The organism is Azotobacter chroococcum (genome assembly GCF_004339665.1).
Classification (GTDB): Bacteria; Pseudomonadota; Gammaproteobacteria; order Pseudomonadales; family Pseudomonadaceae; genus Azotobacter; species Azotobacter chroococcum.
The window spans coordinates 34296-49242 of record NZ_SMMU01000007.1 but is presented as its reverse complement, the minus strand read 5'-3'; the positions used below and the strand labels follow the sequence as shown (position 1 = coordinate 49242).

At 66.0% G+C, this 14947-nt stretch carries 20 protein-coding genes and 2 pseudogenes; 7 read left to right on the top strand and 15 right to left on the bottom strand.

Annotated elements, in window-relative coordinates:
* Positions 1 to 28: 28 nt before the first annotated feature.
* From EV691_RS24250 to EV691_RS08275, 11 genes and pseudogenes are all read right to left on the bottom strand, one after another.
* The gene (locus EV691_RS24250; RefSeq protein ID WP_242672669.1) at positions 29 to 1291 is read right to left on the bottom strand and encodes a polysaccharide lyase family 7 protein; all 1263 of its coding nucleotides are present in this window, start codon (positions 1289 to 1291) and stop codon (positions 29 to 31) included.
* Between the two features lie 121 nt (positions 1292 to 1412).
* The gene (locus tag EV691_RS08315; RefSeq protein ID WP_242672670.1) at positions 1413 to 1598 is read right to left on the bottom strand and encodes a hypothetical protein; all 186 of its coding nucleotides are present in this window, start codon (positions 1596 to 1598) and stop codon (positions 1413 to 1415) included.
* A gap of 10 nt (positions 1599 to 1608) precedes the next feature.
* A pseudogene (gene lysC / locus EV691_RS23815) lies at positions 1609 to 1794 on the bottom strand (Rz1-like lysis system protein LysC); the annotation flags it as partial.
* Entirely contained in the window at positions 1709 to 2113 is a 405-nt protein-coding gene (gene lysB, locus EV691_RS08310; RefSeq protein WP_131302400.1) for an Rz-like lysis system protein LysB, read from the bottom strand. The gene lysB and the pseudogene lysC, both read right to left, overlap by 86 nt.
* Positions 2110 to 2943: an N-acetylmuramidase domain-containing protein gene (locus tag EV691_RS08305; RefSeq protein ID WP_131302403.1), complete on the bottom strand. Its 834-nt coding sequence runs from the start codon at positions 2941 to 2943 to the stop codon at positions 2110 to 2112. The genes lysB and EV691_RS08305 overlap by 4 nt, the downstream gene beginning before the upstream one ends.
* Positions 2940 to 3263 carry a phage holin, lambda family gene (locus EV691_RS08300; protein ID WP_242672675.1) on the bottom strand — a complete coding sequence of 108 codons (324 nt, stop codon included), beginning with the start codon at positions 3261 to 3263 and terminating at the stop codon, positions 2940 to 2942. The genes EV691_RS08305 and EV691_RS08300 overlap by 4 nt, the downstream gene beginning before the upstream one ends.
* Before the next feature lie 17 nt (positions 3264 to 3280).
* Positions 3281 to 3490 carry a tail protein X gene (locus EV691_RS08295; RefSeq protein ID WP_131302408.1) on the bottom strand — a complete coding sequence of 70 codons (210 nt, stop codon included), beginning with the start codon at positions 3488 to 3490 and terminating at the stop codon, positions 3281 to 3283.
* Positions 3490 to 3954: a head completion/stabilization protein gene (locus tag EV691_RS08290; protein WP_131302411.1), complete on the bottom strand. Its 465-nt coding sequence runs from the start codon at positions 3952 to 3954 to the stop codon at positions 3490 to 3492. The genes EV691_RS08295 and EV691_RS08290 overlap by 1 nt, the downstream gene beginning before the upstream one ends.
* Before the next feature lie 91 nt (positions 3955 to 4045).
* Positions 4046 to 4738 (bottom strand): phage terminase small subunit, encoded by a 693-nt coding sequence (locus EV691_RS08285; RefSeq protein WP_131302414.1) that lies wholly within the window; start codon positions 4736 to 4738, stop codon positions 4046 to 4048.
* 2 nt (positions 4739 to 4740) lie between these two features.
* A complete protein-coding gene (locus EV691_RS08280) occupies positions 4741 to 5751 on the bottom strand; it encodes a phage major capsid protein, P2 family (protein ID WP_131302416.1) in 1011 nt (336 codons plus the stop codon).
* A 22-nt stretch (positions 5752 to 5773) separates the two neighbouring features.
* On the bottom strand, positions 5774 to 6610 hold the full coding sequence (locus tag EV691_RS08275) for a GPO family capsid scaffolding protein (RefSeq protein ID WP_131302419.1): 837 nt from the start codon (positions 6608 to 6610) through the stop codon (positions 5774 to 5776).
* A gap of 153 nt (positions 6611 to 6763) precedes the next feature.
* On the opposite strand from EV691_RS08275, the gene EV691_RS08270 reads away from it, so the two are divergent.
* Complete coding sequence (locus tag EV691_RS08270; RefSeq protein ID WP_131302421.1) at positions 6764 to 8521, top strand: terminase ATPase subunit family protein; 1758 nt, start codon at positions 6764 to 6766, stop codon at positions 8519 to 8521.
* A gap of 2 nt (positions 8522 to 8523) precedes the next feature.
* Entirely contained in the window at positions 8524 to 9564 is a 1041-nt protein-coding gene (locus EV691_RS08265; RefSeq protein ID WP_131302535.1) for a phage portal protein, read from the top strand.
* 56 nt (positions 9565 to 9620) lie between these two features.
* Here the strand turns inward: EV691_RS08265 and EV691_RS08260 are convergent, their stop codons facing one another.
* Positions 9621 to 9821 carry a hypothetical protein gene (locus tag EV691_RS08260; RefSeq protein WP_131302424.1) on the bottom strand — a complete coding sequence of 67 codons (201 nt, stop codon included), beginning with the start codon at positions 9819 to 9821 and terminating at the stop codon, positions 9621 to 9623.
* Between the two features lie 379 nt (positions 9822 to 10200).
* Here EV691_RS08260 and EV691_RS23315 point away from each other — a divergent pair, with 379 nt between their 5' ends.
* A complete protein-coding gene (locus EV691_RS23315) occupies positions 10201 to 10548 on the top strand; it encodes an SH3 domain-containing protein (RefSeq protein ID WP_165496627.1) in 348 nt (115 codons plus the stop codon).
* Between the two features lie 632 nt (positions 10549 to 11180).
* Here the strand turns inward: EV691_RS23315 and EV691_RS08250 are convergent.
* The 3 genes from EV691_RS08250 to EV691_RS08240 form a co-directional block, all read right to left on the bottom strand.
* A complete protein-coding gene (locus tag EV691_RS08250) occupies positions 11181 to 12029 on the bottom strand; it encodes a hypothetical protein (protein WP_131302430.1) in 849 nt (282 codons plus the stop codon).
* A complete protein-coding gene (locus tag EV691_RS08245) occupies positions 12026 to 12676 on the bottom strand; it encodes a hypothetical protein (RefSeq protein WP_131302433.1) in 651 nt (216 codons plus the stop codon). The genes EV691_RS08250 and EV691_RS08245 overlap by 4 nt, the downstream gene beginning before the upstream one ends.
* 71 nt (positions 12677 to 12747) lie before the next feature.
* A complete protein-coding gene (locus tag EV691_RS08240; RefSeq protein ID WP_131302435.1) occupies positions 12748 to 12942 on the bottom strand; it encodes a Cro/CI family transcriptional regulator in 195 nt (64 codons plus the stop codon).
* 107 nt (positions 12943 to 13049) lie between these two features.
* Here EV691_RS08240 and EV691_RS08235 point away from each other — a divergent pair, with 107 nt between their 5' ends.
* From EV691_RS08235 to EV691_RS24245, 4 genes and pseudogenes are all read left to right on the top strand, one after another.
* Positions 13050 to 13766: a LexA family transcriptional regulator gene (locus EV691_RS08235; protein WP_131302438.1), complete on the top strand. Its 717-nt coding sequence runs from the start codon at positions 13050 to 13052 to the stop codon at positions 13764 to 13766.
* 73 nt (positions 13767 to 13839) lie between these two features.
* Complete coding sequence (locus EV691_RS08230; protein ID WP_131302441.1) at positions 13840 to 13974, top strand: YHYH domain-containing protein; 135 nt, start codon at positions 13840 to 13842, stop codon at positions 13972 to 13974.
* 88 nt (positions 13975 to 14062) lie between these two features.
* A pseudogene (locus tag EV691_RS23810) lies at positions 14063 to 14761 on the top strand (endonuclease); the annotation flags it as partial.
* Positions 14738 to 14941 (top strand): excalibur calcium-binding domain-containing protein, encoded by a 204-nt coding sequence (locus tag EV691_RS24245; protein WP_377802435.1) that lies wholly within the window; start codon positions 14738 to 14740, stop codon positions 14939 to 14941. The pseudogene EV691_RS23810 and the gene EV691_RS24245, both read left to right, overlap by 24 nt.
* Positions 14942 to 14947: the final 6 nt, after the last annotated feature.

Here is a 14947-nt window from a genome sequence, read left to right as displayed (position 1 = left end):
GGCGGCGGCAGCACGGTTTTTGGATGGATCAGGCAAGGGGCTGCATAGCGGCCAGGTGCGCGTCGATCTGTGCCTGATGCCAGGCGATGGCGCAGTTATGCCGGCTGATGTCGGCCCGGTGGCCGTTGTTCGCGTCTTCTCGGGTCAGCCAGACGACACCGCCGGCCAGGATGGCGCCGGCATGGTCGCCGTCCAGGACGACCTCGAAGCGACGGCCTTCGGCGTCCGCCTCGTAGCTCTTCAGATAGGTGCGGGTGGCGTCACCGCTGGTCTGCACCAACAGGGTTCCGTTGCGGCCGTCGCCGAAGCCGGCGAAGCCCAGGGCGGAAAGGTCGATGTGGTCCTGGGTCGGATCGAAGTCCTGGACCAGGTCGGCGAAGCTCGCGGCAGCGGTGCGGTGGCTGTCCGCGCGGGCGGAAAAGAGGAACGCATCAGCACCACCTGCGCCGACCAGCTTGTCCCTCCCGGCCCCGCCGTCGAGGATGTCGTCGGCTTCGGTACCGACGAGGACGTCGTCCTGGCTCGGGGCGGCCACCAACTGCTCGAGGTCTCCGGCGGCAGGCTGCTCGCTGGACTCTTGCGCGAGCAGCGCGGCCAGTTCCTCTGCCGTGCCATGGAACGGGAGCAGCAGGCCGACGAACGTCGCCTGGCCGGTACCGACACCGCCGACGGCTTCCTGGGAGTACATGCCGGCCTTCATGTACCACTGATCGCTGGCGTAAGACGCGACGTCGTACCGCGCGGTCAGGGTCTCGGCCCCGGCGGCCGTGTCCAGCGTCACGGACAGCGCGCCGTCGCGGGTCACGCGGGCGTCGTAGCCGAACTCTTCGCCAAGCGCGACCTCGGCCGCAAAACTCGGCTTGTATTCGGTGCCGCCGAGCATCGGACGATGCTGCATGTAGACCTTGAAGCGGTCGGTGCCCTCGATCAAGGTCACCTGGATCTTGAGCGGCGGCTGATGGCCCTCGCCATGAAACTGGCCAACGATCGCCTTGCCGCTCGCGGCCAGAGAATCGACGCGCAACCTGCCGCGCAGGCAGTGAAGCGGTGCGCTGCCCAGGCTCCAGTTGGCTTCGCGGTCATCGCCATTTTCCAACGTCTCGCGCAGTTCGGAGCGCGGGTAAGCGCTGTTGGCGGTCGAGTCGATGCCCTCGCCCGAGGACGGCGCGCAGAAGGTGATCGAGGCGTCGGCGTTGCGGATGAAGTACTTCGACTGGTGAGCCTGCAAATCGTCGGTCTGGATAATCTGAGCAGTAGGCTCGGTCAGGTTCCAGCGGGAAAGAAGGATCATCGCTTTCTCCAGCGTTGGGGTTCGGGGGGTGTTCTGTTGGCGGCGGTAGAGCCTGTCGAGCTGGGCGACACGGCACCACGGCCGGACAGCCAGTCCCGGTAAGCGTCGATGCCAGGCTTGTTCATGGGCGCTCCGGGTCCCAGTAGGGGTCGCCGCCGGCGGCCAGGTAGCCGGCGCGCAGGCCGTCGACCACCTTCGGCAGGTCCTCCTGCAGGCTGTGGATATGCAGGCGCACCGGCATCGACGGTGTATGCAGGGCGTCGATCAGGTCCTCGAGGCGGTCGATGTTTTCGGCAATCTCGTCCATGGCGGGCATCTCATTGGTTGGTCTGTTGGTGGCGGTAGAGCATGTCGACCTGGGCGGCGCAGTCGGCCCAGGCGGCCTCGAGGCGCTCGGTGTCGTCGAGCAGCTCGCCGTTATCGCTCGGCGCCGTCGCCGGCAAGCGGCACGGCACCACGGCCGGACAGCCAATCCTGGTAAGCGTCGGCACCGGTGAGGGCCGGTCGCTCGCGCAGCCGGCGGGCAGCAGCAGGCAAAGGCTGAGCAGCCCAGTCGCGCAGTTCCTGGTTTTCATGCTTGAGGTCCTCGATCTGGGAGTGACGGCGGGCCAACTCGGCGCGCAGGCTGTCCTGGGTGGTGCGCAGCTTGGCCTGGGCGCTGCGCTCGGCAGCCAACTCGGTGGCCAGGGTGTCGGCCTGGCGGGCGAACTGGTCGCGTTGCTCGGTGGCCAACGTGGCCGCGGTATGGGCGACCATGTAGACGACGAGGGCGGCGACCAATAAGCAGACCGGCCCGGCCCACTGCAGGAGGCGGGCGATCATGCGGCCTCCTCGGCGTGCCCGGCGAACTGCTCGTAGGCCCGGGCGAGCTTCACGTCGTAGAGGTTCCGGGCGTAGGCCGGGCCGTTGTAGCGCTTGGCAAACTCGGCCCACTTGCGTGCCTTGAGGGCCTTGTGCAGCGCCGGATCGGCCTCGACGAAGCGCACGAAGGCCTCCAGCTGCTGCGCCTCGCTCTCGGCCATGCAATGGGCGAAGGCCTGGACGCTGGCGTAGCCGAGGCGCTGCCAGTAGTAGCCCATGATCTGGAACAGGCCCCAGGAGGCGGATTCCAGGGCGGCGCTGTCGTGGATCTGCCGGGCCTGGGCCAGGCGCGGGTGTTCGGCGACGCCGCCGGCATAGCCGCCGGGGCGGGCGTTGATCAGGGCGGGATAGCGGGCGGCCAGGGCCTCGACGGTCGCCTCTGGACTGGCGAGGCCGGGCAGGACATGGCGGTGCTCGAACAGGCGCTCGCGCATGACGTGCCGCTCGAAAAGGATCACCGGCCGTCCGTTGGCGAGAAAACCTTCCCCTTGGCTCTCCACTACGTTGACGGCCAGCACGCTGGCCAGCGGCACGCCGAGGCGCTCGGCGGCCTGCTCGAGGTCGCGTTGCTTGAGCAGGTGGCCGGTGTCCTGCCCGGCCAGGGCGACCATGGTCTTGGGACCGGCGACGCCGTCGGCGACCAGCCCGGCGCGGCGCTGGAAGTCGCGCACGGCCTGCTCGGTCTTCTCGCCATAGTGGCCGTCGGGATAGAGGCCGGCGCCCTGGGCGTTGAGTTGCTTCTGCAGGACCAGGACTGCCTGGTTGCGGTCGTCAAGGCGAAGGGCATTCATGCGGGGTCCACCTTCTTTTCCAAGAAGCGGCGGGCCGCCGCACGGACGGTTTCGACGCCGATCAGGCCGACCATCGATCCGAAGAAGGGGGCGACGCCGGGCGAGACGCCGAGCAGCTCGGTGCTGTAGCTGACGCCCAGGCCGATGAAGCCGCACAGCGGGGCCTCGAGCAGCAGCTGCCGCAGGCGCCCGCCGGTGTAGGCGATACGCAAGGCGGCGACGACGAAGGCGAGCACGCCCGCGTAGAGGGCCGGCCAGTTGCTTTGGACCCAGGCGGCGAGCCAGGCCCAGGTTTCCGGTTTGTCGGGCATGCGGTGCATCCTGTTCATAGGGGCTGTCAGTCCCAGAGGTTGATGAGGTCTTGCCGCTGCGGCGGCGGCGCCTGCTCGGGCAGGATCACGCGCTGGCCGTGGGGCAGGATGGGGCCGAGGTCGGCCAGGCCCGGGTTGGCCTCGAGCACGGCCTCGACCACGCCGGCGGTGCGGCCGTAGTGCCGCCAGCAGAGAGCGTCGAGGGTGTCGCCCTGGTGGGCGATGACCTCGGCCATCAGATCAGCTCCACGGTGGTGCGCACGGCACCGAGCAGGTCGCGGATCGCCCAGCGGGCATCGCGGCGGTATTCGTCGACGCTGGGGGTGAGGTCGTCGGCGCGCTGGTTGCCGTCGGCTGTGCTGTCGTAGCTGCGGTAACGCTCGGCCAGCTCGGCGCCGGCGCTGCAGTAGACGGCGCGGCGGTAAAGGTGGACGAGTTCGCTTTCGCCCTTGATCGAAACGGCCGGCACGTCGACCAAGGCCGCGTAACCGTTGGCCTGCTCGCGGGCCTTGTACTGGGCGAGTTCGCGGTTGACGGTGATCATCGCGTTGACCGCGGCGACCTCGAGGCGGGCATTGGTGATGCTGCTATCCAGACGCAGGGCGGCGCGCAGGTGGTCGGCGTCGATGTCCGGGAACCAGCCGTCGTTGACCAGGGTGAATGGCTCGGCGCTGCCGCCGTTGGCGATGAATCCGCTCATGCTGTGCTCCAGGTTCGGCGGTGGGCGGGACGTCACCTGGGCAGAGAACTGCCTGGATCAACCCCGCGCCGCCGGGTTCGCGTGGGGACGCTCAGTCCGCGGCCGGGGCCGCGATGTTCTTCAAGAGGCGCTCGGCGCGCTCCAGATCCTTCTTGCCGCCGCAGCTGCCATGCAGGTCGATGGCGCGCTTGAGGAGGTCTATGCCAATCAGCAGGCGCGGCAGCTCCGGTGCCTCGCCGTCGAGGGTGGCGCGTGCGGTGGCCAGCAGCAGCTTGGCGCGCGCTTCGTCGGGCATGTCCTGCTCCGCGGTGAGTTCCTGGGTGCGCTCGAGCACCGCCAGGTCGAAGGTGCCGCCAGCCTTCTGTGCCTTGAGGGCGGCGTTGGCCACCTCCTCGGCGACCAGGCAACCAGTGGTGCGGGCAAAGCGGTCGGGCATGAGCAGGCCGTGCTGGAGCACATAGGTGGCAATGTCCAGGGCGCCGGCGTAGTCGCCGGCATCCATCCGCCAGACCATCAGGGTGGTCAGCACCTCGTCCTGGGCGCCCTGCCCGGCGGACAGCACTCCTTCGACGTAGGGGGCATAGCTCGGCAAAAGCTCGCGCTTCAGCTCGGCCTTGCCCTGCTCGGACTGGATCTGCCTGAGCCGGGCGCGGTCCTGGGCGAGCTGCGACAGCTGCAGCTCGTAGGTGGTCGCGCCGGCCATGGAGTGGGTGGGGGCGCTGGCCGCGGCCTCCTTGGCTGCGCGCTTGCGCAATTGGCTACGCTGGGCGGGACTCAGGGCCATGCTCAGACCTCCTCGATGTTCTCGACCAGCGCGCAGAGGCCGAAGTCCTCAATGACGTAGGCGTCGTTGGACGATTGGTAGTCGGCGATGCGGTCGTAGTCGGGTTCGTCGCGGATATGCCGGCGGCGCGCGCCTTCCTGGTAGTAGATCGACAGGTTGTCGAGGGTGGTGATCAGCACGGTACCGGCCGGGAAGAACGGTGCATCGACGATGGGCAGGCCGCCCAGGCGGGCCTTGGTGACGATCTCGGCGGCGGCGTTCTCTTCCTGGTTTGAGGCGGCGCCTCGCTCGACGGCGGCCAGCAGCTTGCCGTGCAGCAGGTCGCGGGAGACCAGCACGACCAGGTCCGGGTGCGATCGATGCCAGGGGTCGAGCATCTGCACGGCGTCGTAGACCAGGGCGTCGAGGTTCTTGTAGTCGCCGGTGGCACCGATGGTGACCTCGCCGGAGGCGTCGACCACCTCGTCGAGCACGCGCTCGGGGGCGCCGGTGCGGATCTTCTGCAGCCAGCCGATGTTGACGTCCTGCAGCAGCGGGTTGGTGCCGATGTCGGTCGCAGCGGCGGCACTGGTACCGTTGAAGCCGATCATGATGCGGTCGAGGGCCTGCCGCGCGGCAATCGCGCTCTGCAGGCGGACCTGGAAGTCCGGGAAGCGCGCCCAGGCGTCGACCCGCGCATAGGGGAAAGCGCTGTCGAAGTTGGTCTGCTTGCAGCTGTAGCTGTCCTTGGTCAGGACGACGCGCTCGGCCGGGTTGCGGCGGGTGCCGGCCGCGGTGTTGGTGCGGCTGGCGATGGGGCCGTTGACGCCCAGCAGGATGGCCTCGCCCTCCTGCTCGGTCACCGGAACGATGTTGATGCGGCGCAGGAAGTCGCTCGACTCCTGGATCTTGGTTTCCAGACGCTGCTGGACAGCCGGGGCGACGTTGAATTTCACGATGGCCGAGGTAATGCCGTTGAGTTTGGCCACCTGGGTCAGGTAGCCATTGAAGACTTTGCGGGTTTCTTCACGCATGGGGGACTCCGGGGATAGTCGCTTAGAAGTCGGCCAGGATCTGGCCATTACCGCCGGTGGCGGGCGGGCGCTGCTGCTGGCTGTGGTCCTGGGTGTTGCCGAGCGAGGTCGTGAGGGCGGCCAGGTCGGCGGAGAGCTGCTGCACCTTGGTGGTCAGCTCGGCGGTGGTCCGCTGTTCGGCGGCAAAGGCCTCGGCCTGCTCCTTGACGTGCTCGGCGATGGCCTCGACGGCCTGGCCGATTTGGCTGAACTCGCCGTCATCTTTCGCCTGCTTGCCCTTCAGCAGCGCCTCGACGCGGGCGAACAGGGCGGCGCCGACGCCGGGCTTGTCCTCGACCTCCTCGAATTCCAGCACCGCCTCGGTGGCGGCGGTGAACAGCGAATCGGCGTTGGATTTGCGGGACTTGAGCGGGCTGGCGTCCGGGTTCTGCTGGGCGAAGGCGAGCATCTCGGTGCCGATGCTGGCCGGGGAGTCGGTGACGGCCAGGCCCATCAGGTAGGCCTTGCCGGTGCCGGCGAACTTTTCCAGGACCTCGATGCTGGTGAAGATCTTCTGCTTGAGCTTGTTGACCATGTTGACCAGGTCGTCGGTCGGCTCGATCTGCGCGAACAGGGCCAGGCGCTTCTGGCCGTCGATGTCCACCTCCTCGGCCTTGACTGCCAGGACGTCGCCGTAGGCGCGGAACGGACTGTCCGGCAGGGCGCTGCGGTAGTGCTCCATCCAGATCCGCGCGCCGTACTTGGCACGGTCGTAGGTGCTGGCCATTTCCTCGATCCAGCTGCGCTCGATCTGGCGGCCGTCGGTGGTCGCGCCCTCGACGGCGACGCGGAACCATTTGGAGCGGAATTTCTTCTTCATGCGGGGCTGTCCTCAAAGCGTTTGCCGGGTGGCGATGCAGTGAGGGCATGGTCGGCAGGCGCCGCGGGAGCGGCAACGACGGGGGGTTGTAGCGCGGCGCGCTACAGGGGCGAGCGACAGCGCCGGCGCGCGCGAGCGGGCAGCATCGCCGCCATGACAGCCATCGAACTCATCCCCCTCGACACCCGCCGCCAGGCCAAATTCTTGTACTGGATGGGGTGGCGCATCTGCGAGATCGCCGAAGCCACCGGCGAGAAGGAAAAGACCCTGCACACCTGGAAGTCGCGCGACGAGTGGGACCGCGCAGACAGCGTCGAGCGCATCGGCGGCGCCCTGGAAGCCCGGCTGGTCCAACTGATCCTGAAAGAGAGCAAGACCGGCGGCGACTTCAAGGAAATCGACCTGCTGCACCGCCAGCTCGAGCGGCAGGCGCGCATCCAGCGCTACCAGGGCGGCGGCAGCGAAACGGATCTGAATCCGAACCTCGCAAAGCGCAACGAGGCGCCGAAGAAGCCGCCCAAGCGCAACGAGTTCGGCGAGGAGGAGATCGAGCGGCTCACCGAGGCCTTCGTGGACGGCTGCTTCGAGTACCAGCTCGACTGGTACCGGGCCGGCAACCAGCGCACGCGCATGCTGCTGAAGTCGCGGCAGATCGGGGCGACCTACTACTTCGCCCGGGAAGCGCTGATCGACGCCATCACCACCGGCCGCAACCAGATCTTCCTGTCGGCCAGCAAGGCGCAGGCCCACCAGTTCAAGAACTACATGCAGGCCTTCATCCAGGAGGTGCTCGGCCGGCAGCTGAGCGGCGACCCCATCGTGCTGTGGAACGGCGCCGAGCTGCATTTCCTCGGCACCAACTACCGCACCGCGCAGGGCCGCAGCGGAAATTTCTACTTCGACGAGTTCTTCTGGGTCCACGGCTTCGACGAGCTGAACAAGGTCGCCTCGGGCATGGCCCTGCACAAGAAGTGGCGCAAGACCTACTTCTCGACGCCGTCGAGCAAGGGGCACCCGGCCTATCGGTGGTGGACCGGCGAACGCCTGAACGAAGGCAAGCCGACCGCCCAGCACCTCAAACTCGATGTCGGCCACGACGCCCTGGCCCAGGGCCGGCTGTGCGAGGACAAGATCTGGCGGCAGATCGTGACCATCCTCGACGCCAGCGGCCGCGGCTGCGATCTGTTCGACCTCGAGGAGCTGCGCTTCGAGTACAACGCCGAGCAGTTCGCCAATCTGCTGATGTGCGAGTTCGTCGACGACGGGGCGAGCATCTTCCCGCTGGCGATGCTGCAGCCGTGCCAGGTCGACAGCTGGGTCGAGTGGGCCGAGGACTTCAAGCCGTTCGCCATGCGCCCGTTCGGCGACCGGCAGGTGTGGGTCGGCTATGACCCGGCCGAAACCGGCGACAGCGCCGGCCTGGTGGTGGTCGCCCCGCCGCTGGTCCCGGGCGGCAAGTTCCGCGTGCTCGAGCGGCACCAGTTCCGCGGCATGGACTTCGCCGCGCAGGCCGAGTTCATCCGAAAAGTGACCCAGCGCTACTGGGTGACCTATATCGGCCTCGACACAACCGGTATGGGCACCGGCGTCGCCCAGTTGGTACGCCAGTTCTTCCCGAACCTGACCACCTTCAGCTACTCGCCGGAGGTGAAGACCCGCCTGGTGATGAAGGCATGGGACGTGATCCACAACGGCCGGCTGGAGTACGACACCGGCTGGATCGACCTCACCAGTTCGCTGATGGCGATCCGCAAGACCATGACCGCCAGCGGCCGGCAGATGACCTACGTTGCCGGCCGCACCGAAGAAACCGGCCACGCCGACCTGGCCTGGGCCCTCATGCACGCCCTGCACAACGAGCCGCTGGAGGGGCAGACCGCCGCCAATACCAGCATCATGGAGATCTACTGATGATGACCACGCTCAGCCGCCTGGCTGGAAAATTCCGCGCGCCCACGTCCCGGCAACCGGCGGCGCCGGCGGGCGGTGTCGAGGCCTTCACATTCGGCGATCCGACGCCGGTCCTGGATGGCAATGAGGTCCTGGACTACCTCGAGTGCTGGTTCAACGGCCGCTGGTACGAGCCGCCGATCAACCTTGACGGCCTGGCCCGCTCGACCCGGGCGAGCGTCTATCTGCAGAGTGGGCTGACCTTCAAGCGCAACATGCTCAGCCGCACCTTCGTCCCCCACCGCCTGCTAAGCCGGGAGGCCTTCGAGCAGTTCGCCCTGGATTGGCTGTGGTGCGGCAATGCCTACCTAGAGCGGCGGCGCAGCCGGCTGGGCGGCACGCTGTCGCTACAACCGGCGCTGGCCAAGTACATGCGCCGCGGGCAGGACCTGGACAGCTACTTCATGGTCCGCGGCTGGAAGGATGAGCACGAATTCGAGGCCGGGACCATCTGCCACCTGCGCGAGGCGGACATCAACCAGGAGGTGTACGGCCTGCCGGAGTGGCTGGCGGCGCTGCAGTCGGCGCTGCTCAATGAAAGCGCGACCCTGTTCCGGCGGCGCTACTACCTGAACGGCAGCCACGCCGGCTTCATCCTCTACGTAAGCGACGCGGCGCAGAACGAGAAGGACATCGACTCGATGCGCGAGGCTCTGAAGAAGTCGAAAGGGCCGGGCAACTTCCGCAACCTGTTCCTCTACAGCCCGAACGGCAAGAAGGACGGTATCCAGGTGATACCGATCAGCGAAGTGGCGGCGCGGGACGAGTTCAGCAACATCAAGAACATAACGCGTGACGACATGCTGGCCGGGCTGCGCATCCCGCCGCAGTTGATGGGAGTTGTGCCGCAGAACGCCGGCGGGTTCGGTTCGGTGAAGGATGCGGCGCTGGTCTACGCGGCCAACGAGCTGGAGCCGATCCAGGCGCGGATGCTGGCCGTGAATGAGTGGGTTGGAGAGGAGGTGATCCGGTTCAAGCCCTACGAGCTGGCCGCCCAGGCCTGACAGCCTGCCCCTACCGATCAAGCCGCCCTCGAGGCGGCTTTGTTGATTGCCCGAGGCTAGGCCTTACTTTCCGTGATCAGCTCAATCAGCAGCTCGATTGCCAAGGCCTTCGCCGTCAGACCACCCAGTTGCGTCGATTTTTCGCCCCTTAGTGTGGATACGGTGATGCACCCATGCTCGACTCGATAGGTAGCCGTGTAGGTTTTGCCATTGTATTCGACAGACACACGCTCCGCCGGGTCGTTGTACTGTTTCATCCGCATCTCCCTCTGTGATCGCTTCCGGGCCAAAGTATGGCTCGGCTCATCCTAGACCAGTTCGCCCACCTCGCAACGCATGAGTTCGACCTATTCATTTAGGAGCGGCAGTGGCTGCCCCCGGCGCGCGCAGTTGTCCCCCCACGGCACCTGCGGGCTAAATCGGTCGCTTTTTCTTCACACCTTCGGAGCGGCGCAGGGCAGGCAGGCTGTGCGCTGCGCAGGAGACCTCAGGGGAGGAAAAAACCTTCATATCCCCTCACCGGCGCTGCCGGCCGGCTACGCGCAAATCTCCCGCATCCAGGCACGCCCATGCGATGCCTTGATGATGGCCAGTTGCTATAGTCCGCGCTCCATTTTTCCCGGAAAGGACATCCCCATGCGAATTCCCATCATCCTCATGCTCGTCGCTGCCACCTCCATGGCCATGGATGCCGACGCCCGACGCAGGTCCGGCGGCAGCTCGAAGTCCTACTCGTCGAGCCGCAGCTACAGCGAGCCCGCCCCCGCACCTGCCGCCAGCTTCGCCTCGGGCCGGCGCTACGTGTCCGTCCCCAGCCTGAACGTCCGCAGCGAGCCGGCCACCTCCGGCCAGGTGCTGAGGAAGTTGAAGAAGAACCAGGTCGTCAATGCCTACCAGTTCGAGTCCGATTGGGTGCGCATCTCTGCGGACGACACCACCCCGGAATGGGTGATAGGCAGCTCCCTGTCCAAGTCCAAGCGGTAACACCAGTCGCTGCCGCCTCGAACGGCACAGCCCCGCCGCCCGCGATCAATCCGCGGCGCGGCGCCCTCGATGACCGCCTCATTCCCTGCTCCTCGCCCACCCGACAAATCGCCCAGAGCGCGCCCCTGCGCGCCTTGCACCGCGGCAAATCCCGCGCTTCATACTGAGTTCGCCCCGGCGCGTCAGCGCCGATGCCGAAGGCTGGCCCGTGAAGGAGCGAAACCGCCGTTGCATTGAACGGGCAAGGGTGCACGGTGCCTCTCGGCGTACAGCGACTGGAAGGGGCCGGGTTCAGGATCACGCCGTGCTGGCAGGCGGCCTCGACCGGGTACCCTCCGCGCCGAACGGCGCGAAGTGAGGGGCCATCATCTGCATGGGTAGCGCCTGACATCGTGGGTAAGAGCTGCGGGGTGGCCAAAGGCTCTGCTTTCACCCGTAGGGTGGTACCACTAGACCTTAAAAATTGCATAACAGCACGAGGCCATTACGGCTACAGGCCAGCACCACCAACCAGATGGCGAGCGACGAAGAAAAAACGGCAGGCATTCAAGCCCTGAAGCCCCGAAAAAGCCCCAGAAACTCAGCGTAGACAACGACAGAAAGCCGCGGAGCGGCTGGCGACGGATGGCGAATCAGGCGGGCGGGAAGAGCCGATCAAGCTCCGCGCGGATCTCGGCGAGCGACCAGTCCGGGTTATCCACCGCCAGAGTGTGGGCGGCTGCGGCCTTCGCCCGGTTACGATTCAGCTCATGGGCCTCGGCGAGCTTCACAACCTTCGCCTTGCGAACGGCCTGAGCCTTGCGGTGCGACGACTTGCGTTGCATCGCCGCGCCCAGCTCCTGGATGGCAGCCTGCTGCTCGCGCACCTTCACTCCGCGCAGCAGGGACTCGCGCTGTGCCTTCTTCCTGGTGCGCGCCTCGGCCAACTGATGGCCGAGCCCCAGATCGATGAAGAAGCGCGGCCGCAGGTGGATCGTCACCCGCGTGACCCACTGCTGCCCATGCTTGAATATGCGGCGTACGCGCCGGCGGACATAACCGGCGGCCTCCAGGGCGGAGAGCGTCCGCGACACACGGCACTCGGACAGCCCCGTATCCTCCGCCAGCCCGCGCTGACGGTTCAGACGGAACGCCCCGTTCTCATCCAGCCACCCGAGTGCCAGGGTGGCCAGATCTAGGCGGGCCAGCATCGGCTCCGCCATGGCCGCAAGAGCGTCCCAGCGCTGCCGCTTCGTCCGGCAGCCAGAGGCATGGATCGTATCCAACCGGCGCAGCCAGCGGCGCTTGCGCTCGCGCGCCTCCTCCGCTACCCGCGCCGCAGCCGTACCCAGCAGACCGCGCCGCTGCTTTTCCGAAAGCGCGCGCGGACGTCGCCCGGCGGCATGCCCCGCAACCGCCGCAGACAGCGGCGCCGAGGCATGCCCCGACAGACCGGCATAGGCGCCGGCCTCGGGCGAACTGGCGGGAGGCTTCAGTCTCATCGGGAGGCTTTACGCTCCCCGCCGACAACCGCCCTGACCGGCACGAGACTCCGCCCTTCCCGGCTCAAGGCATCCTCCGCCTTCGCCCGCAGCTCGCCGCAGCGCGCCTCCACAGACTTCAGCCGATCGATGAACTCCGGCAACAGCGGCACATCCTCGGCACCGATCTGGCCATCGGCCAGAATCTCGCTGCCCAGCTCCACCGTCTGCCCGAGCCGCGCCACCAGTTGACCGAACACCCCGACCGGGCAAGCATCGCCGCCCAGCGCACGGGCGCCGGTCAGCCCGTGACGGCTGGCAAGCTCGTTGAGGCAATACTCCCGATACTCGCCATCCAGCGCCTGCACCCAGGCCTCCTCGATCCAGCCCGGCAGGTCAACCTCACCGCTCAGCCATCGCCCAACCCGGCGCAGCCAGGCGCCGGAAGCCTTCAGAAAAACGCCGGTGTTATTACCTCGGGCGAGGAGATCGAAGTCCGGCACGTCCTTGGCGACGGCCTTCTCGGGGATCATCTGATGCAGGCGGCTGCTCAGCGCCTGCGCGAAGTCGTCCTGGCTGAGATTGGTGCGCGCGATCATCAGGGCCGCATGGGCCACCAGCACCTGATCGCGCGAGATAGACGGCTGTCGTGGGTTGGACGTGTCCATGTTGGACTGCTGCTCCTACTCTGCCAACGTCCTGCTGCACCGTTACCGCCCGGCACAGCAGGACGAACGGGTCAGGTATCAGTTTTCTGGGATGGGAAGGGGCGTAGCTCATGAGCGGTGTAGGAGCCATCATCATTGATGGTCACGGTGATCTTGCGATTTCTCATGATCGCCTTATGGATCGCCGCTGGGCTGACACCAATTGCCCGGGCAACCGCTGCCTGTCCTATCTGAATGACTAGGTCATGCAACGAGATTTGATTCATGCCGACACCTCAGCGGGTTTAGACGCAGAGGATATTAACCGCCAGTAACCACCATATCAACACCGCCAGTAAATTAAAATTATTAACCAACGGTTTATAGTGGCCGCATGCCCAAGAAGAAGCCTCTAGCCACTGAACTTTTGGCCGAGAGCCAAGCCGCTCACGCTCTTTTCCTTGCGAAAAAGAACGCGCTGAAGCTCAGCCAAAAAAAAATTGCCGATGAGATAGGCATCTCACCAGCAGCCGTGGCTCATTACCTGAATGGAACGAATCCGCTGAATGCCAAGTTTGCGGCGGCACTTGCACGGCTTCTCAATGAGCCAGTGGAAAGTTTCAGCCCGCGTCTTGCCGCTGAGATAGCCAAAATGGCCGCAGTGACCGAGCACAGCAACGTCGCCCCCATGCTGCAGCCGCACCGGGAGGCCAGGGAGTATCCGGTGCTTAGTTGGGTCGCCGCCGGTGAGTGTGTCGAATCCTCGGTAGCCTACCCCGCCGGCATCGCCGATGAATGGCTGTCCTCCACCGAAAATGCCGGCCCCCGCGGCTATTGGCTCAGGGTCAAGGGAAAGTCCATGACGGCAGATACCCCGCCCAGCTTCCCGGAAGGCACCCCTATCCTGATCCGCCCAGAAGGCTTCGAGCTGATCAGCGGAAAGTTCTACATCGCCCGCCACAAAGAGGGCGAATACACCTTCAAGCAGTACATCGTCGACGCCGGTGTCGGCTACCTCGTGCCCCTCAACCCGGCCTACCAGACCGTTGCCCTAGACGGCTCCTGGGAAATCATCGGCCGCGCGATCGACGCCAAGATCACTGGAATGTAACGAATTGCAGTCGGGCGTGCTCCGGTGCGGCACCAACCCAGGACGATCCAGCACCACACGGAAGGAAGCAACCATGAAGAAACTCATCACCCTCTTGATTAGCGCCATTCTCGCCACCGGCACCGCCGCCGCACTCGCCCACAGCGGCGGCACCGATGCACAGGGATGTCATGTTGATCGCCGCAGCGGCGTCAAGCACTGCCATTGATATTCTCCGCCTCCCAGCCTTTACCGGGAGGCCTTCTTCTTTACATAGCAAGGAAGCCCCCGTGCGCTTCAAATTGTTCGCAGCTTCCCTGCTGCTCGTCCTCATCGCCCCGCTTTCCCATGCCTTCCAGGTTACCGAAGCGCCCCGCACGTTCCGCGAAGCCAAAGAGATCGCTTGGACGATCTACGCCGAGCGACCGGTGGACTTCTACTGCGGCTGTAAGTACGAAGGAAACCGCATCGACCTGAAGAGCTGCGGGTATTCGGTCCGAAAAGACGCCAACCGCGCCGGCCGTGTCGAGTGGGAGCACGTCGTCCCGGCCTGGGTGATCGGCCACCAGCGCCAATGCTGGCAGAAAGGCGGGCGCGACAACTGCACCGACAACGACCCGGCCTTCGCAGCAGCCGAAGCCGACCTGCACAACCTGGTGCCCAGCGTCGGCGAGGTGAACGGCGATCGTTCGAACTTCGCCCTGGGCATGGTCACGGACAAGCCGACCCAGTACGGGGCCTGTCCGATGGTGGTGAACTTCAAGGAGAAGGCCGCCATGCCACCGGAGTATGCCCGGGGTCCTGCAGCGCGGATCTACCTCTACATGGCCGACCGCTACAAGCTGCGTCTCTCCAGCCAGGATCGCCGCACCTACGAGGCCTGGAACAAGATGTACCCAGTCAGCGAGTGGGAGCAGTGGCGCAACCAGAAAACCGCCTGCGCCATGGGCTGGGGTAACCCCTATGTCGGGCCGGTAGACATGGCCAGTTGCTTGGGTACGACGAGCAAGAAAGCTGCTCCGATCAAAGCAGCAGCTCAGGCGACCAGCAGCAGCTCGGCCTACAACTGCTCTGCGAAGAAAACCTGCGGGCAGATGGCAAGCTGCGAAGAGGCCGAGTTCCATCTGAACGAGTGTGGCAATGGCCGACTTGACAGGGACAATGATGGGGTGCCGTGCGAGTCGCTGTGCAAGTAATCAAGA